We start from the raw sequence: 25,611 nt of genomic DNA, 5'->3' as shown, positions 1-25,611 counted from the left end.
GTCGAACTCCCGAAGAGTCTGTGCCTGCGACTCACGGCTTCCCTGTACTGTCGAGGTGTGCATGAGTACAGACGCCAGCGGACATTCGCTGGGGAACCGGTCATCAGCGAACGCGCTGAAACGGATTGACGAAGCAGTGTGTGCATTCGATGACGAGTGGCAGTTCACGTTCGTCAACGACCGGGCAGCAACGCTTCTGGATCGCGTACCTGACGATCTCCTCGGCGAGGTTGTCTGGGAGGCCGTGCCGGAGTTCGAGGACCGAGCTATCAGTGACAAACTGCGTGAAGCAGTGGAGACAGAGACCCCTGTCCGGTTCGAGAGTCACAACGATCGGACAGATCGGTGGTTCAACGTTGGGATCTATCCCTCGGACGACGGTGTGACGGCGTGTTTCTACGATAAAACCGAAAAGCGGGGGGAGACACTCGAATTACAGCGACAACGACGGCTGTTCGAAACGGTGTTCGATGAGACAGAAGACGCACTGGTCGTTACCGATACTGACCGCCGAATTACGGATTTCAACCCCGCCGCCGAACGACTGTTTGGCTACGATGCCAGCGAGGTCATTGGGGAGAAATCCCGGCAACTCTACGCAGACTCCGTCGACTACCAGCGAGAGGGCGAGAAGCGGTTCAACGAGCGAACACTCCAAGGGGACGAGACTTACATTGTCGAGTACGAGCGAGCCGATGGTACGACCTTCGATGGCGAGACGCTCGGCACTCCGATCGGCTCCGATGGCGAGGCGTTTGCGTTTCTCGCGTCGATCAGAGATATCAGCAGACGAGTCCAGTACGAACAGGAGATCGAGGCACACAACAATACCCTCCGGAGCGTTCACGAGATAACGACTGACGAGGAACGCTCGTTCGACGAACAGATCGAACAGCTGCTCGAACTTGGACGCCACCAGCTGGGTCTCGATGGCGGGCTTCTAGCGAGCATCGAAGCCGACGTGTACACTGTCGATCACGCTGTCGGGCGGGACGAAACAGTCCAGTCAGGCGACCAGTTCGAACTCCGCGAGTCGGATTCTCCTCTCATCCCTGACGGGACGGACCCACTGGCGAGGGCGGATGCTAGCGACACGGAGAGCGTGGAGCATCCAGTCTACGACCAGCGAGAACTTCGGTCGTTTATCGGTGTGCCGGTCGTCGTGGACGGCGAGCGCTACGGAACGTTGCATTTCTCCGGTAGCCAGCCCCGCGAACAGGCGTTTACAGAGAGTGAACAAACGTTGGTGCGCGTCCTCGCACAGTGGGTCGGTAAAGAGCTTGGCCAACAGCAGAGCAGAACGCGTGCGACAGCAAACCGGAAGCGACTGCGCCAGATCATCGATATACTCCCACAGCTCGTGTTCTCGAAGGATCGACACGGCGAGTATATCCTGGCAAACCAGGCGCTTGCAGATGCCTACGGCACTACCGTCGACGAACTCGAAGGAGCGATGGATGCTGATTTCGCCGAATCAGAAGAAGAAGTCAGGCAGTTCCGTGAAGACGATCTCGCAGTTATCGACTCCGGCGAACCGAAGGAGATACCCGAGGAGCCACTGACGACCGCGGCCGGAGAGCAACTCACCGTACAGACGACAAAGGTTCCGTACGACCCGGTCGACCACGAGACAGAGGCCGTTCTGGGTGTCGCGACAGATATCACGGAACGCAAACAGCGCGAGCAAGAACTCGAAGCGGCTACACAGCGACTCATGTTCGCTCTGGAGGGGACAAACACAGCGATCTGGGAGTTAAATCTCGACACAGACGAGGTGATCTGGACCGGTTCGATGGAACAGCTACTTGGCACCGAAGAAGACTCCTTCGAGGGAACTTTCGACGCGTTTGCCGATCGAGTACATTCCGACGATCTCGCCGCAGTTGAGGAGGCACTCGATCGGGTCGGTAAGCGCACCGACTCGATCCAGATCGAGTACCGGATCCAGCGGGACGACGGCGTGGAGATCTGGGTCGAAGCACGGGCTGAACTGCGCGAGCGCACCGACGGCAGCGACCGCCTGGTCGGTATTCTCTCCGATATCACGGATCGCAAGGAGCGCGAATCAGAACTCGAACTCCAGTCTGAAGCGATGGAGGTTGCGATGGACGGCATCGCGATTCTCGACGGCGACGAGTACGTCTACATGAACCAGGCCCACGCTGACATCTTCGAGTACGACCCCACGGAACTCATGGGTCACGAGTGGCGAGGTCTATACGACGAGACCGAGATAGAACGGCTCGAGCGGGAGGTATTTCCCTCGCTTGCCGAGGATGGTGAGTGGCGTGGGGAAGCACTCGGTCGGAAACGTGACGGGACCAGTGTTCTCCAGGATCTGGGACTCTCGCTACTTGACAGCGGGGAACTGATCTGTACGAACCGTGATATTACCGAGCAGAAAGATCGCGAACGGGAACTGGCACGCCAGCGGACACGTATCCGGGCACTGTTCGATCAGTCACCGGATGGCGTCGTCATCCACGACGAGGAAGGCGATGTGATCGATGCGAACGACACGATGACCGAGAATCTCGGTGTCGACCGCCAGACACTGCTCTCGATGAACGTCTCGGAGTTCGAAGTCGGCATTACACAGTCAGAACTCACATCGATATGGTCCGACATAACCGCAGATGAGACATTGAAAGTCGAGGGGGAACACCGACGACAGAACGGCGAGGTGTTTCCGGTCGAGGTCTGGGTCAACCGGGTAGAGGTCGGCGGAAAAGACCGGTTTATCGCTGTCTCACGTGATATAAGTTCGCGGAGAGAGCGAGAAGAAGAACTCCGTGAGCTGAAAGAACGCCTCGATCTGGCTGTCGAAGGCGGCCAGATCGGTATCTGGGACTGGAATATGTCGACGGACCACGTGACGTTCAACGACCAGTGGGCGTCGATGCTCGGGTTCTCACTTGACGAACTCGAACCGACCCTCGAAACGTGGGAAGAGCGCGTTCACCCGGCAGATATGGCCTACGTCGAGGAACGCCTGGAGACTCACATCACTGGCGAACGCGAGCTGTACGACTGTGAACACCGGATGCAGACCAAAAGCGGCGACTGGAAGTGGATCAGAGACGTTGGAAGAGTCGTCGACCGTGACGACGATGGTACCCCGATACGTGCAGTCGGCATCCACCTCGATATCACCGACCAGAAAGAATCGGAGCTATTTCTCGAAGAAGAACGTGATATGTTCGCACAGGGACCTGCTGTCGTCTTCAAGTGGGCAAACGAGGAGGGATGGCCCGTGGAGTACGTCTCCGGGAACGTCACCGAAACCTTCGGCTATACACCCGAACAGCTCCAGTCCGGGGCGGTCCCGTACACCGACTTGATCCACGATGAGGATTTCGACCGCGTGTCGAGCGAGGTCGAGAACCAGACAGACGAAACGACCGAGCGGTTCAGCCACGAACCATACCGGATGGTGACCAACGCCGGGGAGATACGGTGGGTCACGGACAACACGAAAATCATCAGGGACGAGGGTGAGATAACTCACTACCTGGGGTATCTCATCGATATCACGGAGCAGAAACGTCTCGAACAGTCGCTTCGAGACAGCGAACGGTCGCTCCGACAACTCACCGAGATTGCGTCGGACACAGACCAGGGCTTCGAGGAGAAACTCTCGAGGCTGCTCGAACTCGGAACCGAACGGTTAGGAGTTTCCTTCGGCTTCCTCAACCGAGTCGAGCAGGACACACAACACGTCGTCCAGGCCGTCGGCGACCATCCACAGCTCCAGCCGGGGGAAACAGCGCCCAAGTCGGAGTCGTACTGCCGCAAAACCCTCCAGCAAGACGATGTCCTTGACATCAGCGACGCCGTCGCGGAAGGGTGGGCAGACGACTCGGCCTACGAACGGTTCGATCTGGGCTGTTATATCGGCGGGACAGTGGTCGTCGACGGAGACCAGTACGGCACACTCTGTTTCGCCGATCACGCCGACCGTTCCCACGCCTTCGACGATACCGAGAAAGCGTTCGTCGAACTGCTCGTCCAGTGGATCAGTTACGAACTGACCACCGACTCCTTCGAGCGGAAACTGCAGGAGATAAACGACACGGCACAACGACTCATGACAGCCCCGACAAGAGCAGATGTTGCAGCACTCACCACGAAGAGCGCCAAATCAATCCTCGGGATGCAGGTGACCGGAATCTGGTGGTACGACGAGGAGGCGGATGCGCTCGTTCCCGAACAACAGTCAGACGAGGCAACTGCCATCGTCGGTGAACAGCCAACATTCGAACGCGGAGGATCGATCGCATGGGACGCCTTCGAGGAGGGGACAGCCCAGGTCTACGACGACCTGCAAACTGTGCCTGAGCGGTACAACGACGCAACGGCGTTACGTTCGGAAGTGGCCGTCCCGATGGGCGAGTACGGTGTTATTATCGCAAGCTCGACAGAGCCCCAGGCATTCTCTGAAACTGATCTGAACTTGCTGGAGGTGCTGTCGGCGACAGTCGAATCGGCAGTGACCCGCGCACGGCGCGAACAGACGCTCCGGAAGACACAGCGAAAACTCAAACAGTCGAACGAAGAGCTCGAACAGTTCGCGTACGCAGCATCCCACGACCTGCAGGAGCCGCTCAGAACAGTGTCTAGCTATCTGACCCTGCTGGAGCGCCGGTACGGCGACGAACTCGACGAGGACGCCACCGAGTTCATCGACTTCGCGGTCGACGGCGCAGACCGGATGCGCGAGATGATCCAGGCGTTGCTGGCGTACTCCCGTGTCGATACCCGCGGGCGCCAGTTCGAGTCAATCGAGGCTTCGACTGTTTTCGAGCGTGTCACAGAGAATCTCGCAATGACCATCGAAGAGAGTGGCGCCACGGTCTCGACGCCAGATGGAGAGACGACGATCAGCGGGGATCAAAGCCAGCTCGTTCAGCTGTTCCAGAACCTGATCGAAAACGGTATCAAGTACAACGAGACGACGCCACACATCGAGATATCGGCAACCGCTCACGATGGGCTGGTCTCGTTCGAAGTGACGGACAACGGTATCGGAATGGAGTCCGACCAGATCGACACCATATTCGACGTCTTCCAGCGGTTGCACACCCGCGAAGAGTTCGACGGCACCGGGATCGGACTCTCACTCTGTCGGAAGATCGTCGAACGACACGACGGCGAGATCGCGGTCGAATCCGAGCCAGGCAAGGGTTCAACATTCATAGTGACGGTTCCCGAAGGTGAACGCAGTGAACAGTGATCCGACCTCCGGGGTTGCGAGGCCCCAGGTGTATACCATCGAGGATAACCCAGCAGATGTCCGGTTGGTCGAAGAAGGGATCGACGCGGCTGGCACGGAGATCGATTTACAGGTTATCAACAACGGGCGCCGGGCGATCGACCAACTCACAGGAGTCGAACCGGACGAGCGACACCCGGATCTGGTCCTCCTGGATCTGAACCTCCCGGACAACTCGGGCTTCGAGGTGCTCACCGCGATACGGGCAGAGACCGCCTTTCGGGAGGTGCCCGTCGTTGTTGTATCCAGTTCCGACAACAGTGCCGACATCAAACAGGCCTATGATGCGGCGGCAAATGCCTACGTGATGAAACCTGCCGACCCCGACAAATACATCCAGATGGTCGACTCCGTCGTCGATTTCTGGATCACCAATACCACATACGACAGATGACTGAGACAGACCTGACAAGTGTCCTCCTCGTGGAGGACAATCCGAGCGATGCACGGCTTATCGAAGAATACATGACAGAACAACCCTGGTCGGATACCGATACCGACGGTCCAGTAATCGAACGGTCCGACAGGATTGAAGAAGCTGTCACTGCATCATTTGACGAGATAGACATTATCCTGCTGGATCTGGGGCTACCGGACAGCACTGGACTCGATACACTCGATGAGATGGTTGCTGTGTGTGATGGCACACCAGTCGTCGTCCTGACTGGGCTCGACGACGAACGCGTCGGTGCCGAGGCCGTCGAACATGGCGCACAGGACTATCTGGTCAAAGATGACCTTTCACCACGCCTGCTTCGGCAGACACTTCGATACGCCATAGAGCGGGAACGTCGGCAACAGGAGTTGCAGCAGCGGAACACCGAACTGGCACTGCTGAATCAGGTCGTTCGACACGACATCCGAAACGACGTCACGGTCATTCTCTCGTGGGGGGACACGCTCACGGCACACGTCGACGACGATGGCAGTGAGTATCTCGATCGGATGCTCAACGCTGGGAAGCATATCACGAACATTACCGAGACTGTCGGTGATTTCCTCGACGTTCTGGAGGGCAACAGCGATCCGGAACTGCGACCGATCGATCTCGAGGGTGTCCTGATAAATGAAGTCGAGAAGGCGCGGTCGGCACACGACGATGTGACGATTGCGCTGACTGTCAATCACAAGGGAAGGCTACAGGTTGCAGCGACAGAACTGCTCTCGTCGGTATTCCGGAATCTGCTGAACAACGCAGTGACCCACAACGACAAACCGGAACCGGAGATTACTGTCCACGTCGAGGTTCTGGCGGAAACCGTGACCGTCGACGTCGCTGACAACGGTCCCGGTGTTCTCGACGGCCAGAAAGACGAAATCTTCGGACGCGGTGAGATGGGACTCGAAAGTTCCGGCAGCGGTATCGGTCTCTATCTGGTCGATACACTCGTGGACATGTACGACGGTACCGTCGTTCTCACCGACAACGACCCGGAGGGGAGTGTCTTTACCGTCCAACTGCAGAGGTATCGGAACTAAACGGTCTGTGGTATCTTTCTGCTACCCACGGCTAAAGCTGTGGGGTTTCTCATGGTTTTTTATTACCGCTTTGAATCTGCGACGATTTCGAGGAGTGTCTGCTGGTCGTCGAAGTATGCCGGCGCATCGTGACGCTGTTCGAACTGGACGACCCGTTCGAGCGCCTCCTGCCCGTCGTCGGCACTCTCGGTGAGTTCTACTGCCAGTTCAGCATATGCTTCGGACAACTCCTGGAAAGCGGCCATACGCTCCCGTTTAGCCTCGGCAACTGCCTGTTTCTCTTCAAGTGCTGTCTCCAAATCATCGAGCTGTGTGACTTCATCAGTCTCTGTATTGTTCGGAGTCGGTGGTGAAGCAGCGGATGCGTCAGGACCCGCCGAATACGTCGTCAATCGCTCGCGAATCTCTGCAATATCCTCGTCGATCTCGTCCAGTAACTCGTCGGTCTCCCTCCCGATCGTCTCGGAGCGCCCCGCGAGGAACCTGGCCTGTGTCCCACAGTAGTCGGCCAGTTCGGCTACAGAGAGCGTGACTCTATCGTCGCTCATTGTTTCCGTTTTGGACTCTGGATTCAAGACCGTTGCCACGCGAGACAGACTCCGTGACAGCACTCTTCCCGGCACCTCCGTTCTATTTCTGCCCGTTCTGTCGGCTTGGTCGGCGAAACAAACTAGCCGAATCGCTCTGTACTACGTTAAAGATGACCAACAGATAGCGGCGGGACGATCTCTACAGGCGGCGCAGGCCGAGTGCCTCTTTGCTTGACCCCGAGGCGGTTCACCACGCAGGCTTTATGTCAGCCACACGTAACAAAATTATCATGTGCGCTGACTTCGAATCTCGCTTCGACGTCGACTACGATGGTGAACTCCCGGAGAGCGTCGACAAAGCCGCGCTCACGCGGATGGAGACGGTTGCACACATCCTCGACGAGAGTGTGCGCGTGCCCGGCGTCGGCTTCCGAATTGGTGTCGACCCGATACTGGGCGCACTCCCCGTCGCTGGTGACGTGGTGAGTGCAGCCTTCTCCCTGTACATCGTCGCCGAGTCAGCGTACCTCGGCGTCTCTTTCACGACGTTGCTTGAGATGCTCGCCAATATCACCATCGACGTGGCGGGTGGGTCGATCCCCTACGTCGGTACTGTGATCGACGCGCTCTGGAAGGCGAACAAGCGCAATGTCGAACTCGCCCTGGAGGATCTCGCCGAAGCGGTAGAGCCGGACAGATCCAGCGATACGATAGACGGCGGCATCGACATCCCCGTCGAACCAGAGGACTGAGTGAACTCGCTGATATTTCGTGCCCGTCGGGCGCGTCCACAACCTGCTTGGACACCGTCACACTCTTGCTATTCGTCGGTCACCTCCTCGTGAGGCTTACTGCCCCCGATACGCGTCACCGGCGAAGTCGTTACTCGAACAGGTCTCGAACCGGAGCCAGGAGACGGCTGATGAGACCCGGTTCGGATCGAGTCTCGGAGACCGCCCAGCCAGCTTTCTCGGCCGCCTCGGTAACCCGAACGTACTCCCAGTCGAACATGGTTGACACCCGCATGTCCTCGTCACTCGCCCCAACGTAGACGTGCCGTGGCGTCGGCGTCGTCTCGCATATCTCATCGAGAGCAAACCACTTGTCTCGGTCTTGCATGTCGTAATCTTGCCGGAGGTCGTACTCGGCGACGATCCGCTCGATTCGTTCAGTATCGTCGTCGATGAGACCGATTGCCCAGCTCCAGGTCTGTGCATCCTCGAAGACTGCGTTCGGGTCTTCGAGTTGCTCGATAGCCGAGAGCGAAAACGCGAGCGTAACCTCGCCGGTGTCGGTGTTGCTGTCGGCGATCATGAGGCTGTCAGGCGTTCACAACGCGCGTCACCCGCCTCGTTCGCCGCCAGGATCAACTGGACGACCGCGCCGTCAGCGAGGTTCTCCCGGACCAACGTGTCCTCCCATCCGGGGCCGTACTCCTGTAGCCAGCAGTGATCGTCGTCTGGATGGTGTGCTCGATACATACCGACGCGATCGTCCCAATCTGTGTGCGAGACTGCTTCGGTGATCTCTTCCAACAACAATGCTTCACCGTCGAATCCGAGACGCATACTCATAGGCGGCAGTAGGTGATCAGCAGTACTTGTCCTTGGGGACTCACAGCCCAAGTTAGCAGAGACGCCCTGTTCCGCCTGTCGACCACTGACTGGTATCAACATGAATCCTCAAAATGAAAGGACTCGAACCGACAGGAGGTGTAAATACTACCTGCGAGGATTCATCGAGAACGGGTAAGGTCACCGACCGATCGTTCCCTGGCGGGTGATTTGCGCGTCAGGATCGACACAGAAGGCGACGAGAATCGAATCCTCGCTTGCGGTCAGAGATACTTCACCCTCATCAGTGACGAGGCCGCTTTCAGTGTACCCGAGAGTTACTGCTCCATCGTCGGCTGTCACCGCGCCCTCGAACACGTAGACGTATGTGTCCCAGTCGGAATGTGACGGGAGCCTGACGGTCCTCCCGGCGTCGAGTTGACAGTCATAGAAGTGGACATCGTTGCGGACGAACAGCGGTGCGTCACTATCGTCGGGGCCGAACAGATGCCGCCACGTATTCGGCATCGAGTCGGGAATTGGTTCGTGCTGGATGGTAGGTTCGAGATCCAGGGTATGCGGTCGGACAAAAATCTGGAGCATCCGAAGCGGCGGATCGTCTTCATAGGTTTCCTCGGCGTGCCAAAAGCCACTCCCTGCATTCATCACCATCAGGTGGTCACGGTCAGTAACGAGCGAATTGTTCTGTCGGTCTTCGTGACGCATCACTCCATCTGGCACCCACGAGATAATTTCCTCGTTACGATGCTGATGCATCCGGATCAGCGTCCCAGGGTCCATGAAGGACTCGACGACAGTCGCCAGTGGCCCGTACCCATGGTCGTCGTGGTCCGGTAGTACCCGTCCAGGAAAGTTGAAATGGATCCGGAATTTGCCCTGATTCTGGGATATCTCTGTTCGTGGCGCAGTATAGATACGTGGCTGTGTCTGTGTCCCAGAGGAGTCGTCCATTTGGTAGCCATAGGATCTCGGGTGGTATATTGGTTCTGCGCGGTTGTGCTCTAACTTTAACAGGTAATCTCGAAACAACTGATCGCTACAGACACAGTCTGGACCACCGACAAACAGCGTTCTTGCCCAACAGTATCTCGACCAGTTGATCAAGAAATACGACGGTGACGACACCGTGTTTCTCACCGATGGCTCGCACTCACTGATACTGCCGGCTGTAAGAAACTGAAGAATTGTGCCACCCCCGGGGTGGCGCATATCTTTACGAATATACAGCCGGCAGTATGAAAGACGCTTGCTCTCGACACGGTCTTGCTCTCTCTGTCGACCGCTACGAAGATTTCAACAGCGGTGAACGTGTCCTGTAAAAAATCAGCGCCTCTGAACAGTATACCCCATTCGTTCCAAAGAGCTAACAGGTTTTAGCGACAATACGAGAGTGATGGATCTTTTCAGAACAACTACCAGTCCCTCGACTGATCACTCCGAGCAATTTGAACACCCCACGCTGTCGCGTGTCCGGTCAGTGAGCACCGTTCTCGACGATTTTATCCGTATTCCAGGGACGAATATCCGGTTCGGGCTCGATCCGATTCTGGGGATCTTGCCTGTCGCGGGTGATTCGGTTTCCTCACTCATTTCGCTGTACATCATTGCTGAGAGCTACCTCGCAGATGCACCCCCGAGTGTGCTCGCGAAGATGCTCGGATTGCTGGCAGTGGACTTCGCGGTCGGTTCTATCCCGGTAATCGGACCAGTGTTCGACGCCTTCTGGAAGAACAACAAATGGAGTGTCAGGCTTCTCGAAAAGCATCTTGAGCAAGCCGAGGCAGAGTTGTAATTTTATCAGTACCAGTATCAGCTACGGAGAATCAGTGGTTCGATCGCCAGGGTCCGCTTTGCCACTGTGAGAATTCGGAGAATATAGGAGACGAAAAGAAGGAACGGGAGCAGTGTCACACTGAACGCAGCGCCCACAAGGATGGTAATTGCTTCGACACCGTAGAGAGTCCCCGAAACGGTCTCTGGGCTGACGACGGCGGCCATGACGCCTGCAACGATCACGGCCGGAATAGCCGCATAGAGGATCATCTGGGAGAGCGAAATCAGTGCCCACTGGAAATACAGCGTCTTGATATGCTCCCGCGCAGGGCCGAACATCGACAGCACTGTTTTGAGTTCTTCGAGTCGGTCGACGTCGACATCGGTGAACTGTTGTTCGTACTCACTTTCCAGTCGCTCGATCCTGCCGATTTTCCAGCTGTAGTTGAAATTCAACGAGGCAGAGATGACGTTGAACGAGCCAAACCCGTTCCCGTCTAGTCGCTCGCTCACCTCCCGGGCGTTCTCCAGGATGCTCTCGACGAATCCGTTGATATTTTCCTGTACCTCGACATCAGTCGCTTCCAGTCCGTCACGCAAGGCGATACTCCGGCTGATCGTCTCATCGACTAACTGTCCCAGAAACTCGTCAGGACTCGTCGCAGCCGGCTTCCCAGTAATCTCCGTGGTAAAATCTCGAAAATCCATCGCGTTGGCCATCCGATCACGCTGGTCCCCGAGTGGGCCAGTTTCCTGTGTCAGGACGAGTTGCCCGATGGAAACCACCAGTGTCGTCCCTGTCAAAATGACGCTAATCATCGTCGTAAACATCGTTTCGATCGTATCAGCATCACGTAATTTATAGACAAACGATGGCTCCAGGATGGTGACCGTGAACACAAAGCAAAAAAAGACCACGAGACAGAGGCCGCCTGCGATCGCAAGACGGTTTACTTCCATCAGTACAAACATTTTGAACCGGTTTTCGTCAGCGCGATCCCCCATCGTGTTGTCTGGGCTATTCTCACCCCGGTCTGTCACGTGCGTTCACCTGCTGGTCGTTTGAAGACGAGATACTTCGTCCCGCCCCCTGTGTAGTCGATCGTCCCAACAAGTTCCCATCCCTCGGTTCCATGCCGATTTAGTTCGGCCTCTGGATCTAATGCCTCCTTTTTTGTCTCGTCCCGCGGCGGCCGACACGTCCGGTACTCCCACCGGGTCGAGTGCGACTCGGACATTGGTCCAAAAACGGGCTACAAACGCCTTAACAGATAGTACTTACCGAGTGTCGTGCACAGTTAGCCATTACCTTTCGACAAAGTAAGCGATGGGCAGCACGCAGTGGTCCCTCCGAAACGTGGCTATTTTCTCTCTCATTTCGGATTCCAAAGAACTTCTTTCGCAGCCAGCAACAGCCCGAGCAATTTATACGCAAGAGCCTGGCAACAGGATACATGGATCGAGCACGAGGAATCATAGGTGGTCTTATCGGTACGTTGTTCGTGCTTGCGGTGTTGCTTGTACTCCCGTTTCTGGAGTATTTTTTGCTCGCAGTGCTTCTGGCATACGCGCTCCGACCGATCCAGCAACGGTACGAGCGCAGGCTCGGTCCCCGAATAACGGCCGGCGGGCTAGTCATCGGTAGCGCCATCGCAATCATACTGCCAGTCCTGTGGCTTCTACGAATCGTGATCCGCGAGACGACGCGATTCGTTCGGCGTGTCCGCAGCGGCGATATCACGTTCACACAGGTAGAAACGTGGATATTCGATCTGACCGGCGAGGAAGTCGATATCCTCGGAACTATCGACAACGTCATCCGGGACACCGGTATCGGAACTCTCAACGGCGCGCTCGGCGTCTTTGGAACGATCACGAATCTCTCGATCGGGATCGCCCTCACGCTGTTTTTACTCTACTACTTCCTCAAGGATGGCGACAAATTCAACCACTGGCTTCGGATGACGGTTCCTCTCCCGGGTCACATTCAGGACGACCTTCAGCGGGAACTTCACGACGTCGTCTGGGCAGTGCTTCTTAGCCACGTACTCATTGCAGTTATTCAGGGTGCCGTCGCAGGGGCGGGGTTGATCGTTCTCGGTGTCCCGAACGCCATCTTCTGGACGATGGTGATGATCATTCTCGCTGTTCTCCCGATCATCGGCTCGTTTCTCGTCTGGGGACCAGCTGCGATCTACCTTTTCAGTGTTGGTCGGCCGGTCGCCGGTGGTGCCCTTCTGGTGTATGGCGCGATTGTGGTCAGCTTCAGTGACGACTTCCTTCGACCGCTCATTATCGAACGACACACTGAAAATCGCCTCAACCCCGGCGCTATCGTTCTCGGTATTCTGGGTGGTGTTTACGTAGTCGGCTTCATCGGTATCTTCTTCGGCCCGGTCATTATCGGCTCGCTACGTGCAGTGCTCGATATCTACCGGCGTGAATATGTCGAGGAGACGTCGACCAAAGATACAACAGCCAGTGACGGGGCTGAGATGAGCGAGAGTCGAGTGGAGCCAACACCGGGCGATGAGACCCAATCTGGTCCACAGCCCCACGGTACCACAGGCAGCGAGGAGTGAACACGATCGCGAGAAAATCCCGCCCTTCCAGTGAACGACGAGTGTTCCGACAGAGCGTCGGAAGCGAGCACTGAGCAGGGCGGGAGTGAATCGGGGACACTCTGATACGACGCCGCCGGCTAATAGCTTCGCAACGTCGTCGTCCGCGAGAACTGACGCTCGAAAAATTCCAGTCGGCTTTCGCAACGGTCGACGTCTGGCTGTCGGAACTGTCCTTCTAGAACGTGATGATCTCGTAGTCGTCGGCGACCAGCGAGCGGACACTCGGGTGGCCATCGTGGTCGTCCAGGGTGACGAGACCCGAATCAGCGACTGCGTCCTCGACACCGAACGCACCGGCACAGAAATCACAGACGGATGTGTCGTCACGAACTGCCTGATAGAGTTCGTGGTAGTCGCTATCCTCGTCTTCGAGTTCCGGAATCCACTCGGTTCCAGCGCCGTCGAAGATGAGTTCTAGCTCGTCTCCCTCTGTCTCTGCGAACTCTTTGGCTGTCTCGAGGCCGTTCACGAGGTAGCCGGCGTTCTCGTGGCCTTCTGTCCCTGCGAGAATTATTACTGCTGCTTTTGTCATTGCATCCAATAATACGAGTGCTATGGTCTACCCTGCTGGGGGTAACTGCAACCAGAATGCGCTCGCGACGAATATTTATATCGCCCAGTGGGCCATCCTGAGCCAAATAGAGCTTCCGACACCGTCAGCGTTCGTCGGAAAACGACGGCCCCTTCGAGATGGTATCAGAGTTCGACATCCGACACTGAATCCACGTCGAACCGGGTAACCTCGGGTTCCCCCGCGAGCAGCTCTGGGAGTTCCGACTCGAACTCGCCGAAATGTTCACTTTCGGCGTGGGCACCGAACGCCGCTTCGTCTTCGTACTGTTCGGTGAATCTGAACAGGTTCGGGTCGTCGATATCTGTGGCGACCTGATAGTCGATAATCCCGTCCTCGTCCCGTGAGTTCTCTGCCAGTTCTCGCACCAGATCGATGGCGTCCTCGCGTCGATCCGGATCGACCGGGAAGGTCGCGTGAATTACTAACATCGCTATAAGGAACAACAGTTGAGTTGTTCATATACCTATCGTGGAAGTGTACAGGGTATGCCAGACAGCCGTCTGAAAGACCAGCACACCATCGTCGTCAGTGTGAGTGGCCGCTGCCTCCGCGGCTGAACTGTCCGGAGAACCCACGCTGGACGACTTCGGACAGTGCGGGGTGGATGTGGATCGATTCCCGTATATCTTTGACAGTCCCCGATCCCGCTTTCATCGCCACGACAACCTCCTGAATGAGTGTCGAGGCATCCGGTCCGATGATGTGACAGCCCAGAATCTCCCCATCCAGGTCGATGATCGCCTTCAGAAAGCCGTCTGTTTTCATCGCACTCCCTCGTGCTGTCTGATCGTACTGGTAGGTCCGGGTTGCATACTCCCGTCCCGCATCTTCGAGTTCTTCTTCGCGTGCGCCGACGCCGGCGACTTCGGGGGCGGCAAAAACCGCAAAGGGCATCGCCGTATAGTCGACTGGCTGAGGATCCTCACCGAATATATTCCGAGCGACGGTCTGTGCCTCGTGGTTCGCGCTGTGTTTCAGCAGATACTCACCGACGATGTCGCCGAGTGCCCAGATATCGTCCGCTGTGGTCTGCAGATACTCGTCCGTCTCGATGAATCCCTGGTCGTCGGTTTCGACGCCCGTGGCGTCGAGATCGAGTGTATCCGAGTTCGGTCGTCGTCCGGCTGCCACGAGGAGTTCGTCACCCGTGACAGTGATCGGGTCCCCGACAGTCGAGCCACCATCGTCGCCGTATTCGTACGGCTGGGCCTCGACAGTCACTGTTCCGTCGGACTGGGACACGGCTGTGGCAGCGTGTCCAGTGTGGACCGTAAACCGCTCCGCATATCGCTCGGTGAACGCCTCGGCGACTTCCTCGTCGGCGTCCGGTAACAGATTCGGCCGTCGACCGATGATCGTCACGTCAGAGCCGAAGGTTCCGAAGAAATGAGCCAGTTCTGCTGCGATGTACCCGCCACCGATGATAACGAGATGTTCCGGTGGCGTCTCCAGCTGGAGCGCCTCGGTACTCGTCATGTACTCTGTCTGTTCGATCCCATCGATGGGCGGGATCGATGGCCGAGTGCCAGCCGCGATCAAAACCGTGTCCCCCCTGAGACGCTCGCCTTCGTCAGCGCCATCGGTTATCTCGATCGTCTTCTCGTCGACGAACCGTCCCTCGCCCTCGTAGAGTTCGTGCTGTGACGAGGAGCGAAGCCCCTTGTGAATCGACTCCGAATCAGCTTCGACTTCCTCGTTGACCTCGCGGACGATTTCGTCGAATGCGACATCGTCTACCGAGGCATCGATGTGGAACTCACCGGCGCGCTCGATCGTTTCGAGCACGTCGGCGTGATACAACAGTAGTTTCGACGGGATACAGCCACGGTTGAGACAGGTCCCCCCGAGTGGCCCCTTCTCGACTATCGCGACGGACTGGCCCTGATTGACGGCGGCGTTGGCAACATCGAGACCCGAGCCCGATCCGATGACGACAAAATCGAATTCTTCCATATGGTTTGTTCTCGTCCCATCCTAAAGTAGACTGCTCATCAGTGAAGTTCGTGGTTCGATTCACTCTCGGTCAGTTCGTCCAGTCCGTGCAGAATTCATCGACAAATTGGGTTACTTCCCATAGGTGTGGAAGTCGACGGCCTGTTCGAGCAGTTCGTCCGGAATGCCGGGCACCTCGTCGGACCGAACTGGCCCCTGCTCGTCGAGCAGTTCCGGATCCCGTGGGAAATCACGGAGCGAGAAGTGGATATCGATACCTGCCTTCGCACCCTGGCCGAGTGCGACAGGGATCTGATTGTGTCCGGCCGTACAGTCCCCGACAGCGTAGACGTTGTCGACCGATGTCTTTCCGTGGTCACCGACGTCGATTGTGCCATCCTCGTTTATCTCACAGCCGAGTTCTTTCGCGAGTCCATTGTTGTACTCCGCGCCGTACATCGCAAACCCACCCTTGTACTCTCGTACACTGCCATCTTCGAACTCCAGGGCCTCGAGCCAGCCGTCCTCGCCGTTCTGAACGCCCGTCACGTCCTCGTCGACGACGTCAATCGGGTGGCGTTCGATCATCCCGGCTGTTTCCTCGCTCCAGTCCGGTTCGTCGCCTCGCAGGAGAATATCCACCTCGTCGGTGAAATTCAACATGATACCTGCGACGTGGGCCGTGCTCTCGCTGTGTCCCATCACGTACACCGACTGGTCGACGAACATGTGGGCATCGCAATGCAGGCAGTAGTGGAGTCCACGTCCGGTTCGGGGCAGCGGTGGATCAGGTCGAACATCGTTGAAGCCCGTCGCGAGCACGACCATCTCCGCCGAGTATTCACCGCTGTTGCCCGACAGCGTGATCCGGTCACCGTCACTGGAACACGAGGAGACCATATCACGGTGGATATCACAGCCGTACTCTTCGAGTTGTTCCTGCCCGATCGAGAGATACTCGCCGCCGGTTGTCTCCTCGCGAATACCCAGGACATTGTGGACCTCCTGCATCATCGCTGCGCGACCGCCCCCACGCGTGACAACTGCAGTCTGGTGTCCGAGACGGGTACTGTACAGTGCAGCAGTCATTCCCGCCGGGCCACCGCCGACCACGACAACTTCGTACTCTGTGACATCTTCTGTCATAGTTGTTCAGTCACCTGCATCTCGCAAATAGCTGCGTGTGCCGAACAATCTCTGCTGTCTGGGAGAGACATCTATTGTACCTCGTCGTGTTCACTTCCCCAGTGGACCATCTCGGTGATGAGCGGTTCGAGTGATGCACCACGCTCGGTGAGCGTATACTCGACACGCACTGGCTGTTCGCTCAGTACGTCACGTGCGACGAGCCCATGGTCTTCGAGAGTGGTGAGGCTGGTCGAGAGCATTTTCGACGAAATTCCGTCGACACGGCTTTTGAGCGTACTGAAACTCAGCGGGCCATCCGTCAGCAGATAGTGGAGCACGATCGGATGCCACTTCCGACCGACGATCTCCTGCATCCCGTGTAACGCCGACTCGGCATCCACGAAGAGGTTCTTTTTCGTCCCCGGCTCTTTCTGTGCCCATTCGCCAGTCTGTTGCTGTCCTGAACTCATCGACTGATCCTACGCTAACTACACTCCTTAAAATAGCTTGCACAGGCTCTCCAGTTCGCTATCCCCGCCAATTATTTATACTACGGTTGGTTGTGGAGTGCTCACACGACGCCTGCCCCGAGAACACCGCCCAGCACGACTCCGTAGGTGAGATGAAAGAACAAAAACATTCCAACCGCCTTGCCCTCCGGTTCCAGCCCGAGGACGACGTTCATCCAGAAGGCCGCAGCGCCGACGAACAGAACGAATCCGTAGCCCACCCCGATTCCGACCGCGGTCAAGAGTTCGATATCGCCAACGCCAGCCAGCGGCAACAGGACTGTAAGGACGATGCCTGCACCGATGCCATAGAGAATGTGTAACGCCATCCCTGGCATCATGTACTCACTCGGCTTTCCATCCCCGAGATACTTGGAGACGAACAGTGCCGTCGGCGGTGGCGCGTCGTCCCCGAGAGTCGTCATGAAAACAGTCATAACGATCGTTGCAACCAGTCCGCCGACGAGTCCACCGAGTAGTGTAATTTCGACCATGTGTGATTCCAGCGTCCCGGACGTACCGAGTCGCGCTACGTACTGATTCGCGACAGATCGTATAACCACTACCTGAACCGTGGGAAACTCGATAACAGTCAGGTAACCCGCTGTCCTGACAAATCACCATCTTGCTCGAAAGATATATTATTCCTTTCGTAGGCAAAAATTCCGTCCTCGGTCGCAAAGACAACCAGTTCGGTCCCGCCGAGTGTATCGGTTACGACGCCATCTGCTGCTGTCACGGCTGCCTGTGGATAGCCACGTGACTCTCCGTCGATTGTAACTCCAAGCGTGAGCGTCTTCGGATGGAATTCGAAGGGCCAGTCTTCGATCGCCGTCCGGAGGCGTTCGTCACCGCCGGGACCGACGTAATCGCTGTGCATGTACTCGACGAAGCGATCTGTTCCGTAGTCGGCGGTTCCCCACTCCGGAGGCTGGAGTACCTTCCCGTCTGGAAATCGCTCTTCGAACGCCGCCCACGTCATCGTCGCTGCTGGCAACACGGTCAGTGATCTCCCTTCGTACGTGCCCGATAGACAGATTCCGCTGGATTGTTTCCACTCCGACTCGGTTTCGCGGTCGTACAGGACGAGGTCGTTATCCGCCAACTTGCCCGAGACACCAAACGTCAGAGTCTCACCGTCGACTCGACGGTCGTAGACGACAGCGCTGGCACAGAGTGGACACCAGGTGACTGCGATCTCCTCACCCGCGAGCGTCTCGTTGACGACCTCGTGATTCTGCAGGATGCGGGTCGGATAGGCTCGTACCGTGTTTTCTCTCTCGACTACGATAACTTCGTCCGAGCTATCTCCGTCGAAGGAATTAGAATAGAAGGGATCGTCGATGGATAGCATCCTTCGGGAGGAGATCTACTACAGTGTGTGTCACTGTATACGCACCTCGTCGTCCGGGAGACGGAGAGGCCCCGTATTTCGCCAGGTAATCCCGCGAGTACAGTCAAAAACGGTCATACACACCTCTTTCTCACGCCAGCTACTCAAATCGTGTGGGCTCCCCGACGGTCGAACCAGGAGTCGAATCGGTATACAGCACCCGGATTTTCTGCTGTTGTTGGTTACCTTCGTGTAAGGAACCAATTTAATAAGTCTATACTTACCACCGAGTATGATTCGACCCGATCAGAGCTGCAACTGGTCTGCTCTGTCCCAATTCCGTAACTATCTGAACGCAACTGATAACAGACGATGGTAATGAGACGAACGCTAGTATTCGCCGCTGTCACAGTCGGGCTGATCGCATTCGTTGGGACAGCTTCGGCCGCTACTGGCGGGAGTACGTCCACAACAGCGTTCACGATGGATCGGCTCCTCACCCACTGGTGGGTGTTCCCAGCAGCGATCACGTTCTCGACGATTGCACTCGCGTCGGGCGTTTCCGCCGCCCTGTTTTTCAGCCCATTCTTTATGCTCGTCGTGGGGTTGACCCCGGCACAGGCGATCGGGGCAGGGCTCCTGACGGAAGTGTTTGGGATGGGTAACGGGCTCCGCTCGTACGTCAAACAGGGGGTCGTCAATTACGGGACTGCCAAGTGGCTGCTCCTCGGCGCAGTGCCGGCCGTCATTGTCGGCTCGGTAGCTGCTCACTTCGTCGACCCGACACTGCTCAAAATCCTGTTCGGGGCAGGACTGATCCTCCTTGGTAGTTTTCTCGTCTACTACGACCCGCGGAAAAAGTGCGAACCCGGTGAGTGTGAAGGTGAGTACCTGAAGAAGAAAAATACCGAGCACGGAACGACGACGATCGAAGCGACAGATGGCGAAACCTACACCTACGACACCTGCTGGCGACCACCTGGTGTTGGCCTCTCGACAGCCGGTGGGTTCATCACAGGGCTGATTAGTGCCGGGTTGCCGGAAATTGTCACGACACAGCTCATCGTCCGCTGTCGACTCCCGCCACGGGTCGCTGTCGCGACGAGCGTCTTCACCCTGGCTATCGCTGCGGCTGCCGGTGCAATCGTCCACGCAATTACTGCTACGCCGGTCTGGTCCATCGTCGCCTGGTCGATTCCGGGCGTAATCGTCGGTGGGACGATCGGCACTCGTGTCGGAAAATACGTCCCCAGCGATCTGATGGAACTGGGACTCGGCATCGTCTTCGCACTGGTGGGCGCACTGGTCCTCGGCGTCGAACTGATGGCCTAGTTTCAGAAGAGATCCCACAACGAGATACCGCTGGTTTATGCATGTGCTCCGGTTGGGATGTTACTCCGGAGCCGCTCGGCTTCGAGTACGGATTCCACGGCGCGAGTGTAGGCAGCTTCTCGCCAGGTCCGGTTGCCGTCACCGGCTCGTTTGATTTCGTTCAGCTCCTCGAATGCGGTCTGCATCTGCTGGTTCAGTTTCTCCTGGACTGTCGCTTTCGTCCAGTACTCGTTCGTAGTGTTCTGGACCCACTCGAAATACGAGGCTGTGACGCCGCCGGCGTTGGCGAGAATATCCGGGATGACCGGAACGCCGCGGTCGGCCAGTATCTGGTCTGCCTCGGGCGTGGTCGGGCCGTTGGCCATCTCCAGGACTGCATCTGCCTGGACGTCGTCGACATTTTCGGCAGTGATTTGATCTTCGATCGCCGCCGGAATCAAGACGTTCACGTCGAGTGTCAGCAGTTCTTCGTTCGTGATCTCTGCAGTATCGAGATCGAAGAGATCCTCGTTACTCTCGTATCCTGCGTGCAGGGCAGGGATATCGACTCCGGATTCGTCGTAGATCGCCCCGGCGGCGTTACTCACCGCGACGACGTCGTATCCACGCTCGTCGAGGAATCTCGCGAGGTAGGAGCCGACGTTTCCGAACCCCTGGATCGCGACAGAGATGTTCTCCGGAGGGATGTCTTCTGCGTCGAGGAATGCGTCGAGGATCACTGCACCGCCGTAGGATGTTGCGGACGTTCGCCCTCTACTTCCCCCCAACTCGACCGGCTTCCCGGTAATGACACCTGGTGCGTGTTCGCCTTCGATCCGTTCGTACTCGTCGAGCATCCAGGCCATAATCTGCCCATCCGTATTGACGTCTGGGGCCGGAATATCGGTCTGTGGCCCGATGGAATCGTGATACTCTGTGACGTACGCCCGGGAGAGTCGTTCCAGCTCTCCCTCGGACAGTTCCTTCGGATCTACCTGGACACCGCCTTTCGCACCACCGAACGGAATACCGACCACCGCACATTTCAGGGCCATCAGAAAGGCCAGTTCGTCGACTTCGGTCTTGTCGACGCCCGGGTGAAACCGAATACCGCCTTTCGTCGGCCCCCTGGCACTGTTGTACTGGATCCGAAACGAGGGGAACACTTCGATCGAGCCGTCGTCCATTCTGACTGGAATGTTAGCGTTGATCCGTCGTCGCGGCTGCTGGAGCAGTTCCAGATCCTGCCCAGTGAGCATCGCTGCTTCTGCAATCCTGTCGAGTTCGATTGCACATGTCTGACAGACCGTTTCCGTCCCGTGTGGGCCGAGATCTGTATCCATACTTTCCCTTCCTGTACTCGTCGTAAATAGTCGACTTACCTTCGTGTTACTTCATCTGTGTTTCTTGGACAAACGACATACGCAATCGGTGGCGTCGACTAGAAAATTGCGGCTCCTACCCTCTCGCGGAGCATGGGCAGTGGTTCGGGAGTTCATACTGCCGGCTGTAAATTCGTAAAGATATGCGCTACCCCGGGGTGGCGCAATTCTTCAGTTTCTTACAGCTGGCAGTATCAGCTGTGACTGGGACTCCACCAGAGTGGGTTGCAGGCGCAGGGGTCTATGCGTGCAACCTGACGACACTGGGAGTTGATAGACCCATCTGGTGAATCAGGGACCTGGATATAAAATTTACCTAACACGAGGGTTAGCTACCGTTATAATCGAGTCCGCTGAGTAGACACTGTGACTCGCCTCAATCGCCTCGAAATGGACGAGATTCCCGAAGAGTATCAGTACCTGTTCACCGACGACTACCTCGGCGATCGGCACATCTTCCGGGTGTGGGCGCACAACCCCGAGATCCTCGAAGCCACGCTCGATTATCTCAACACCCTGTACGACCAGCTCACGCCCCGGCGAAAGGAACTGGTCATTCTGACTGTCGCCCGCACTCGCGGTGCACGCTACGAGTGGCACCAGCACGTCGATATCGCCCGAGACAAAGGTGTCGAACAACAAGAAATGCGCGCGATCGGCGGCGACGATTTCTCCACGTTCGACGACGAGGAGTTCGTCCTGCTGCAGTACGCCGAAGCGGTGGCAGAGGGCAGTGTCACTGATCAGATCCACAGTGCGCTCGAAACGGCCTACTCGCCCGCCGAAATCGTCGCGATCGGCCTGATCGTCGACTTCTACGTCGGACTCTGTAACTACGTTGCATCCGTCGACCTGCCCTTCGAAGGTGGGGAGTTCGTCGGCTGGACACCCAGCGACGAGAAGATAGCCTCGCTGTTCGGTTAGTACTCCTCGACCCGATCGAGTACAGTCGTATTTTCGGACCCGTTGCGTGACGGAGCAACGAAGGAGAGATCCCCACTGCGATACTCCGCGAGGGCGAGACGCGGAAATTTGAGCCCGGTTATATGTGTCCCGGAGAGCGTCGATTCTGTGTCCTGTTCTGTAAACCCCGCAAGTGTTCGGTTACGTTCTGCTGACCACTCCTCGAACGAAGCGAATCGATCGAGCAGCCGCTGGCCCACTGCTGTCTTCGCCGTCGCCAGCGATGCACAGACACAGTCACCACAGAGGATGACTTCGAAGCTGTCGATCCGATCGGCCCGGTCCAAATCGTCGAGTCGCGCGATCACCGTCTCCTGTTTGTCACGGATATCGGTCGGCGCGAGCGAACGGATGTAGAGTTCGATCTCTAGAGATTCCTGTGTCATTTTTCTGGTGGCTGTCGACAGTAATACCCGGTAGCAACTCTCACTAACAGCTACGACGGGAGACAGACGATTTAATCACCCTCCGAACCGAAAAACATCTGCTTGTTACAAAACTATTATATACAGCGTTACACCCAGCTCTCGGATGTATCACTGAACGGTCTTCTGAAAACGGTCACTCGGTGTCGCCACGGCCTGATCTCTTCTGGAACGATTCCCAGAAGACCTCGTTCATACTCCCTTCACTCGAGGCATCGAGATAATCTTCTTTCGTGAGGTTGGCTTCTTCGATCAGTGTCGCTGCCTCACCCGCCCACATATAAAATCCCGCAAGGGACTCCCGTTGCATCTCGTCGATATCGATCGATCGGTAGACGTTGACGAAGCCACCATCTTCACGGTTCAGTTGCATCTTCGTGAGAATCCCAACTTCGGTAAGCTGGTTCAGATAGCGTCGGATCGTACTGCCATCGTATCCGAGTTTCTCTGCGACTTCGTCCGGTGAGAGCGGCCCTTCATCGATGACACAGAGACAGATATCGAGGCCGACCTTCGGGATCCCGAAGACATTGAGCAATACGTCCCGCAGATCGGGTGGGTTGACGTTCATTTCGACGTCTCGGACTTCCTCCATCTTCTCCCCGTGGCAGGTCATACCGCCCCCACACTCGTGCAGGGAGAGGACAGTGTTCTTACAATCCTGACACCGGTAGATATTGTACGGCCGATCCGTGAGGTTGATCTCCGTCGACTCTGCCCGATCGGTGAACGGTGAATCACTCGAATTTCGGTTTGCTGTTTCATTATCGTTGACCATAGCGTAATTCAGTTAATTTTCTATTCAGTAGAAGATTATATAAAGGTTAGTTCGACTGTGGGCGTGACATGGACAACCGCCGCCTACTCCTCGGGTTCACAGTCCAACAGCAACACTCCGTCATCCTCGATTTCGAGTTCGAGTAGTTCCCGTGCTGTCACAGTCGGGCGATAGCTGCCATCTTCCCGTGCCAGCAGATACTTCGACTCGAAGTCCTCGAAACAATCCCTGATCGACTGTAGTTGTGTGGGTGTCCTCGCGAACTCCACGGGTTTGACTGGCTGTTCGCACTCGTCGTAGCGGTCAACGATCGCAGCGAGCAGCTCGATTTGAGACTGTCCCATTGTACTGTTGTCCGGCGGCTATGGCGACTCTGGCCGGTATTCGCTACTCCGTGGACAGTCTATAAAAATGGGCCTTACCTGTAACTCACTCTGTGTAGCAGATCTCCACCATGTGGTTTCTTATGAGACCGGATAGAATGTCCGTTTGGGTGAGAAAATGGCTAACAATCTACTACAAGATCAGGTTACGATCGTGACTGGTGGATCGAGCGGTATCGGTCGGGAGATCAGTCTCCAGTTCGCAAACGAGGGTGCCGACGTCGTCGTTGCTGACGTCCGCGAGACACCACGCACCGGAGGCGATCCGACACACGAGGTGATAGAATCTGACACAGAAGCGAACGCGACGTTCGTGGAGTGCGATGTTACCGAAAGTGAGGATCTCGCTGCGATGGCCGAGGCTGCGGCCGAACTGGGTGGTGCTGATGTTCTCGTGAACAATGCAGGTATCTTTCGGGGTGAGGAGTTCACAGATGTCTCGGAAGAGGAGTTCACGCAACTCATGGACATCAACGTCAAAGGGCCCTACTTCGCGACACAGGCGGTAATCGACCAACTCCTCGAGGACGGTGGAAACGTAATCAACCTGTCGAGTGTTGCCGGGCTCGAAGGATCGGGCGATTTCATCAGCTACTGCACGTCGAAAGGCGCAGTCCGGCTCATGACCTATTCGTTGGCGGATAAATTCGGCCCCGAGGGGGTCCGGGTGAATGCGATCCATCCCGGTATCATCGACACGTCGATGGTGACCGAAGATGTGCCGATAATCGGCGGTGAAAGCGAGGAGGCGTTCCTGCAGACGGTCCCACTCCGCCGGTTTGGTGATCCAGAGGAGATCGCCGACGCAGCCCTCTATCTCGCGAGTGAGATGAGTAGCTACGTCAATGGTGAATCACTCGTTGTCGATGGCGGCATGACGAGCACCTGACCAGTACAACTCTCTTCTGTTTCACCGTACCAGAACTCTCAACAAAGCGATTGTTGTCCAACCGGATCTCTGTGCGCCCCATCGGGTGAGTTGACATCCTCCGGGCTCTGAAGGGCGAGGATTCTCGACCGCCGTAAACCGCGAGGCTTTCTCCTCGTTACTCCGTAATGCCCAGTTCCGCTCCGGAAGGGACTACATCGAGAGTAGCTTGGCACTCGGGGCATCTGTCCATCTCACTGGCGATGTACGTGGTGCTACACTTTGGACAGGCGTAGAGTGTTGTCTCGATAGAATCTTGCCTGTTTATGCCGTTGCCTGGTAGTTGGTCAGTGACTGCCGTCTGGATCTGTTTGATGATTTGCATCGTTCTGTCACCGGTTAGTAGGATCGTCGAACTCGATCTGGTTCGTCTCTGGATTCGAGCCGATGATCCCCATATTCGCCATCATCGGAAGGTGTGTGTGATGGAGACTCACCATCATACGGTCGACAATAGACTCGTCGACAGTCGTCGTACTGGTCTCTCGTTCGGCTATCTTCTTTGCGAGTGTCTCCATCTGTATTGGGGATGAACTGGAAGAAAGTATCGTGATCAGTATCCGACGTCGCTCCGCCGCGAGCAGCCGATGTCGTTCGGTTTCTGTCAGATCAGCTAATCTCCGATACTTCCCTGTCGCGTGGTTTTGATATGGTGTCATTTGTGTATTCCCTGGCTGCTGACCTAAGATCAGACTATACCATAACATATCATC

27 protein-coding genes are annotated in these 25,611 nt (G+C 56.7%); 9 read left to right on the top strand and 18 right to left on the bottom strand.

The genetic code is table 11. The features are described from left to right. The first annotated feature begins 61 nt into the window (after nt 1-61). Genes EOW68_RS10835 through EOW68_RS10825 form a run of 3 tightly spaced genes read left to right on the top strand, consistent with a single transcriptional unit; the run spans nt 62 to nt 6,751 of the window. Nucleotides 62-5,233: a PAS domain S-box protein gene (locus EOW68_RS10835; RefSeq protein ID WP_128225183.1), complete on the top strand. Its 5,172-nt coding sequence runs from the start codon at nt 62-64 to the stop codon at nt 5,231-5,233. Next, nucleotides 5,223-5,666 (top strand): response regulator, encoded by a 444-nt coding sequence (locus EOW68_RS10830; protein ID WP_128225182.1) that lies wholly within the window; start codon nt 5,223-5,225, stop codon nt 5,664-5,666. The genes EOW68_RS10835 and EOW68_RS10830 overlap by 11 nt, the downstream gene beginning before the upstream one ends. Next, on the top strand, nt 5,663-6,751 hold the full coding sequence (locus tag EOW68_RS10825) for a sensor histidine kinase (RefSeq protein ID WP_128225181.1): 1,089 nt from the start codon (nt 5,663-5,665) through the stop codon (nt 6,749-6,751). Before EOW68_RS10830 ends, EOW68_RS10825 begins: the two co-directional genes overlap by 4 nt. A gap of 62 nt (nt 6,752-6,813) precedes the next feature. Here EOW68_RS10825 and EOW68_RS10820 read toward each other — a convergent pair whose 3' ends face one another. After that, nucleotides 6,814-7,299, bottom strand: a complete 486-nt coding sequence (locus EOW68_RS10820) for a hypothetical protein (protein ID WP_128225180.1) — start codon at nt 7,297-7,299, stop codon at nt 6,814-6,816. Between the two features lie 272 nt (nt 7,300-7,571). Between EOW68_RS10820 and EOW68_RS10815 the strand changes: the two genes are divergently transcribed. Continuing rightward, a complete protein-coding gene (locus EOW68_RS10815) occupies nt 7,572-8,033 on the top strand; it encodes a DUF4112 domain-containing protein (RefSeq protein ID WP_128225179.1) in 462 nt (153 codons plus the stop codon). 130 nt (nt 8,034-8,163) lie between these two features. Here the strand turns inward: EOW68_RS10815 and EOW68_RS10810 are convergent, their stop codons facing one another. The 3 genes from EOW68_RS10810 to EOW68_RS10800 all read right to left on the bottom strand — a co-directional run bounded on the left by EOW68_RS10810 (nt 8,164) and on the right by EOW68_RS10800 (nt 9,806). Continuing rightward, nucleotides 8,164-8,595, bottom strand: a complete 432-nt coding sequence (locus EOW68_RS10810) for a DUF7124 domain-containing protein (RefSeq protein ID WP_128225178.1) — start codon at nt 8,593-8,595, stop codon at nt 8,164-8,166. Continuing rightward, entirely contained in the window at nt 8,592-8,855 is a 264-nt protein-coding gene (locus EOW68_RS10805) for a hypothetical protein (protein ID WP_128225177.1), read from the bottom strand. Before EOW68_RS10805 ends, EOW68_RS10810 begins: the two co-directional genes overlap by 4 nt. A 180-nt stretch (nt 8,856-9,035) precedes the next feature. Further along, nucleotides 9,036-9,806 (bottom strand): pirin family protein, encoded by a 771-nt coding sequence (locus EOW68_RS10800; RefSeq protein WP_128225176.1) that lies wholly within the window; start codon nt 9,804-9,806, stop codon nt 9,036-9,038. Nucleotides 9,807-10,248: 442 nt separating this feature from the next. On the opposite strand from EOW68_RS10800, the gene EOW68_RS10795 reads away from it, so the two are divergent. Continuing rightward, nucleotides 10,249-10,647, top strand: a complete 399-nt coding sequence (locus EOW68_RS10795; protein WP_128225175.1) for a DUF4112 domain-containing protein — start codon at nt 10,249-10,251, stop codon at nt 10,645-10,647. Between the two features lie 17 nt (nt 10,648-10,664). Here the strand turns inward: EOW68_RS10795 and EOW68_RS10790 are convergent, their stop codons facing one another. Then, on the bottom strand, nt 10,665-11,669 hold the full coding sequence (locus EOW68_RS10790) for a DUF7972 family membrane protein (RefSeq protein ID WP_128225174.1): 1,005 nt from the start codon (nt 11,667-11,669) through the stop codon (nt 10,665-10,667). Continuing rightward, nucleotides 11,666-11,866, bottom strand: coding sequence for a Sp36 family protein (gene sp36 / locus EOW68_RS10785; protein WP_128225173.1), 201 nt, complete (start codon nt 11,864-11,866; stop codon nt 11,666-11,668). Before sp36 ends, EOW68_RS10790 begins: the two co-directional genes overlap by 4 nt. Nucleotides 11,867-12,082: 216 nt before the next feature. Here sp36 and EOW68_RS10780 point away from each other — a divergent pair, with 216 nt between their 5' ends. After that, nucleotides 12,083-13,210 carry an AI-2E family transporter gene (locus tag EOW68_RS10780; protein WP_128225172.1) on the top strand — a complete coding sequence of 376 codons (1,128 nt, stop codon included), beginning with the start codon at nt 12,083-12,085 and terminating at the stop codon, nt 13,208-13,210. A 217-nt stretch (nt 13,211-13,427) separates the two neighbouring features. Here EOW68_RS10780 and EOW68_RS10775 read toward each other — a convergent pair whose 3' ends face one another. From EOW68_RS10775 to EOW68_RS10745, 7 genes are all read right to left on the bottom strand, one after another. After that, nucleotides 13,428-13,784, bottom strand: coding sequence for a DsrE family protein (locus tag EOW68_RS10775; RefSeq protein ID WP_128225171.1), 357 nt, complete (start codon nt 13,782-13,784; stop codon nt 13,428-13,430). Between the two features lie 164 nt (nt 13,785-13,948). After that, nucleotides 13,949-14,254, bottom strand: a complete 306-nt coding sequence (locus EOW68_RS10770) for a putative quinol monooxygenase (RefSeq protein ID WP_128225170.1) — start codon at nt 14,252-14,254, stop codon at nt 13,949-13,951. 97 nt (nt 14,255-14,351) lie between these two features. Next, nucleotides 14,352-15,779: a dihydrolipoyl dehydrogenase gene (locus tag EOW68_RS10765; protein ID WP_128225169.1), complete on the bottom strand. Its 1,428-nt coding sequence runs from the start codon at nt 15,777-15,779 to the stop codon at nt 14,352-14,354. Between the two features lie 111 nt (nt 15,780-15,890). Further along, complete coding sequence (locus tag EOW68_RS10760; RefSeq protein ID WP_128225168.1) at nt 15,891-16,904, bottom strand: NAD(P)/FAD-dependent oxidoreductase; 1,014 nt, start codon at nt 16,902-16,904, stop codon at nt 15,891-15,893. 71 nt (nt 16,905-16,975) lie between these two features. Further along, complete coding sequence (locus EOW68_RS10755; protein ID WP_431358870.1) at nt 16,976-17,356, bottom strand: winged helix-turn-helix transcriptional regulator; 381 nt, start codon at nt 17,354-17,356, stop codon at nt 16,976-16,978. A 101-nt stretch (nt 17,357-17,457) separates the two neighbouring features. Then, nucleotides 17,458-17,958, bottom strand: a complete 501-nt coding sequence (locus tag EOW68_RS10750; RefSeq protein ID WP_431358869.1) for a hypothetical protein — start codon at nt 17,956-17,958, stop codon at nt 17,458-17,460. Between the two features lie 29 nt (nt 17,959-17,987). Then, nucleotides 17,988-18,749 carry a DUF3179 domain-containing protein gene (locus tag EOW68_RS10745; RefSeq protein WP_128225166.1) on the bottom strand — a complete coding sequence of 254 codons (762 nt, stop codon included), beginning with the start codon at nt 18,747-18,749 and terminating at the stop codon, nt 17,988-17,990. 462 nt (nt 18,750-19,211) lie between these two features. Between EOW68_RS10745 and EOW68_RS10740 the strand changes: the two genes are divergently transcribed. Next, nucleotides 19,212-20,060, top strand: coding sequence for a sulfite exporter TauE/SafE family protein (locus tag EOW68_RS10740; RefSeq protein WP_431358883.1), 849 nt, complete (start codon nt 19,212-19,214; stop codon nt 20,058-20,060). A 35-nt stretch (nt 20,061-20,095) separates the two neighbouring features. Here EOW68_RS10740 and EOW68_RS10735 read toward each other — a convergent pair whose 3' ends face one another. Further along, nucleotides 20,096-21,382, bottom strand: a complete 1,287-nt coding sequence (locus tag EOW68_RS10735) for a Glu/Leu/Phe/Val family dehydrogenase (protein WP_128225164.1) — start codon at nt 21,380-21,382, stop codon at nt 20,096-20,098. A gap of 405 nt (nt 21,383-21,787) precedes the next feature. Between EOW68_RS10735 and EOW68_RS10730 the strand changes: the two genes are divergently transcribed. Then, nucleotides 21,788-22,345, top strand: a complete 558-nt coding sequence (locus tag EOW68_RS10730; protein WP_128225163.1) for a carboxymuconolactone decarboxylase family protein — start codon at nt 21,788-21,790, stop codon at nt 22,343-22,345. On the opposite strand, the gene EOW68_RS10725 is transcribed toward EOW68_RS10730, so the two are convergent. The 3 genes from EOW68_RS10725 to EOW68_RS10715 form a co-directional block, all read right to left on the bottom strand. Next, a complete protein-coding gene (locus EOW68_RS10725) occupies nt 22,342-22,770 on the bottom strand; it encodes an HTH domain-containing protein (protein WP_128225162.1) in 429 nt (142 codons plus the stop codon). The genes EOW68_RS10730 and EOW68_RS10725 overlap by 4 nt on opposite strands. A gap of 175 nt (nt 22,771-22,945) precedes the next feature. Beyond that, nucleotides 22,946-23,587: a helix-turn-helix domain-containing protein gene (locus tag EOW68_RS10720; protein WP_128225161.1), complete on the bottom strand. Its 642-nt coding sequence runs from the start codon at nt 23,585-23,587 to the stop codon at nt 22,946-22,948. Between the two features lie 83 nt (nt 23,588-23,670). Continuing rightward, complete coding sequence (locus tag EOW68_RS10715) at nt 23,671-23,931, bottom strand: CBS domain-containing protein (RefSeq protein ID WP_128225160.1); 261 nt, start codon at nt 23,929-23,931, stop codon at nt 23,671-23,673. Between the two features lie 157 nt (nt 23,932-24,088). On the opposite strand from EOW68_RS10715, the gene EOW68_RS10710 reads away from it, so the two are divergent. Next, nucleotides 24,089-24,859 carry an SDR family oxidoreductase gene (locus EOW68_RS10710; RefSeq protein ID WP_128225159.1) on the top strand — a complete coding sequence of 257 codons (771 nt, stop codon included), beginning with the start codon at nt 24,089-24,091 and terminating at the stop codon, nt 24,857-24,859. A gap of 371 nt (nt 24,860-25,230) precedes the next feature. Here the strand turns inward: EOW68_RS10710 and EOW68_RS18685 are convergent, their stop codons facing one another. After that, a complete protein-coding gene (locus EOW68_RS18685) occupies nt 25,231-25,557 on the bottom strand; it encodes a DUF7344 domain-containing protein (RefSeq protein WP_431358868.1) in 327 nt (108 codons plus the stop codon). Nucleotides 25,558-25,611 lie beyond the last annotated feature (54 nt).

It is taken from the genome of Halovenus amylolytica (genome assembly GCA_004015825.1).
GTDB classification, from domain to species: Archaea; Halobacteriota; Halobacteria; order Halobacteriales; family Haloarculaceae; genus Halovenus; species Halovenus amylolytica.
The sequence above is the reverse complement of the archived record's forward strand: the minus strand, read 5'-3'. Positions and strand labels throughout refer to the sequence as shown.

Excerpts from the sequence above, each read along its gene's own strand:
- EOW68_RS10835 (WP_128225183.1), top strand. The coding sequence starts at position 62 with ATGAGTACAGACGCCAGCGGACATTCGCTGGGGAACCGGTCATCAGCG.
- EOW68_RS10825 (WP_128225181.1), top strand. The coding sequence starts at position 5,663 with ATGACTGAGACAGACCTGACAAGTGTCCTCCTCGTGGAGGACAATCCG.
- EOW68_RS10820 (WP_128225180.1), bottom strand. The coding sequence starts at position 7,299 with ATGAGCGACGATAGAGTCACGCTCTCTGTAGCCGAACTGGCCGACTAC.
- EOW68_RS10815 (WP_128225179.1), top strand. The coding sequence starts at position 7,572 with ATGTGCGCTGACTTCGAATCTCGCTTCGACGTCGACTACGATGGTGAA.
- EOW68_RS10810 (WP_128225178.1), bottom strand. The coding sequence starts at position 8,595 with ATGATCGCCGACAGCAACACCGACACCGGCGAGGTTACGCTCGCGTTT.
- EOW68_RS10805 (WP_128225177.1), bottom strand. The coding sequence starts at position 8,855 with ATGAGTATGCGTCTCGGATTCGACGGTGAAGCATTGTTGTTGGAAGAG.
- EOW68_RS10800 (WP_128225176.1), bottom strand. The coding sequence starts at position 9,806 with ATGGACGACTCCTCTGGGACACAGACACAGCCACGTATCTATACTGCG.
- EOW68_RS10795 (WP_128225175.1), top strand. The coding sequence starts at position 10,249 with ATGGATCTTTTCAGAACAACTACCAGTCCCTCGACTGATCACTCCGAG.
- sp36 (WP_128225173.1), bottom strand. The coding sequence starts at position 11,866 with ATGTCCGAGTCGCACTCGACCCGGTGGGAGTACCGGACGTGTCGGCCG.
- EOW68_RS10780 (WP_128225172.1), top strand. The coding sequence starts at position 12,083 with ATGGATCGAGCACGAGGAATCATAGGTGGTCTTATCGGTACGTTGTTC.
- EOW68_RS10775 (WP_128225171.1), bottom strand. The coding sequence starts at position 13,784 with ATGACAAAAGCAGCAGTAATAATTCTCGCAGGGACAGAAGGCCACGAG.
- EOW68_RS10770 (WP_128225170.1), bottom strand. The coding sequence starts at position 14,254 with ATGTTAGTAATTCACGCGACCTTCCCGGTCGATCCGGATCGACGCGAG.
- EOW68_RS10765 (WP_128225169.1), bottom strand. The coding sequence starts at position 15,779 with ATGGAAGAATTCGATTTTGTCGTCATCGGATCGGGCTCGGGTCTCGAT.
- EOW68_RS10760 (WP_128225168.1), bottom strand. The coding sequence starts at position 16,904 with ATGACAGAAGATGTCACAGAGTACGAAGTTGTCGTGGTCGGCGGTGGC.
- EOW68_RS10755 (WP_431358870.1), bottom strand. The coding sequence starts at position 17,356 with ATGAGTTCAGGACAGCAACAGACTGGCGAATGGGCACAGAAAGAGCCG.
- EOW68_RS10745 (WP_128225166.1), bottom strand. The coding sequence starts at position 18,749 with ATGCTATCCATCGACGATCCCTTCTATTCTAATTCCTTCGACGGAGAT.
- EOW68_RS10740 (WP_431358883.1), top strand. The coding sequence starts at position 19,212 with ATGGATCGGCTCCTCACCCACTGGTGGGTGTTCCCAGCAGCGATCACG.
- EOW68_RS10735 (WP_128225164.1), bottom strand. The coding sequence starts at position 21,382 with ATGGATACAGATCTCGGCCCACACGGGACGGAAACGGTCTGTCAGACA.
- EOW68_RS10725 (WP_128225162.1), bottom strand. The coding sequence starts at position 22,770 with ATGACACAGGAATCTCTAGAGATCGAACTCTACATCCGTTCGCTCGCG.
- EOW68_RS10720 (WP_128225161.1), bottom strand. The coding sequence starts at position 23,587 with ATGGTCAACGATAATGAAACAGCAAACCGAAATTCGAGTGATTCACCG.
- EOW68_RS10715 (WP_128225160.1), bottom strand. The coding sequence starts at position 23,931 with ATGGGACAGTCTCAAATCGAGCTGCTCGCTGCGATCGTTGACCGCTAC.
- EOW68_RS10710 (WP_128225159.1), top strand. The coding sequence starts at position 24,089 with ATGGCTAACAATCTACTACAAGATCAGGTTACGATCGTGACTGGTGGA.
- EOW68_RS18685 (WP_431358868.1), bottom strand. The coding sequence starts at position 25,557 with ATGACACCATATCAAAACCACGCGACAGGGAAGTATCGGAGATTAGCT.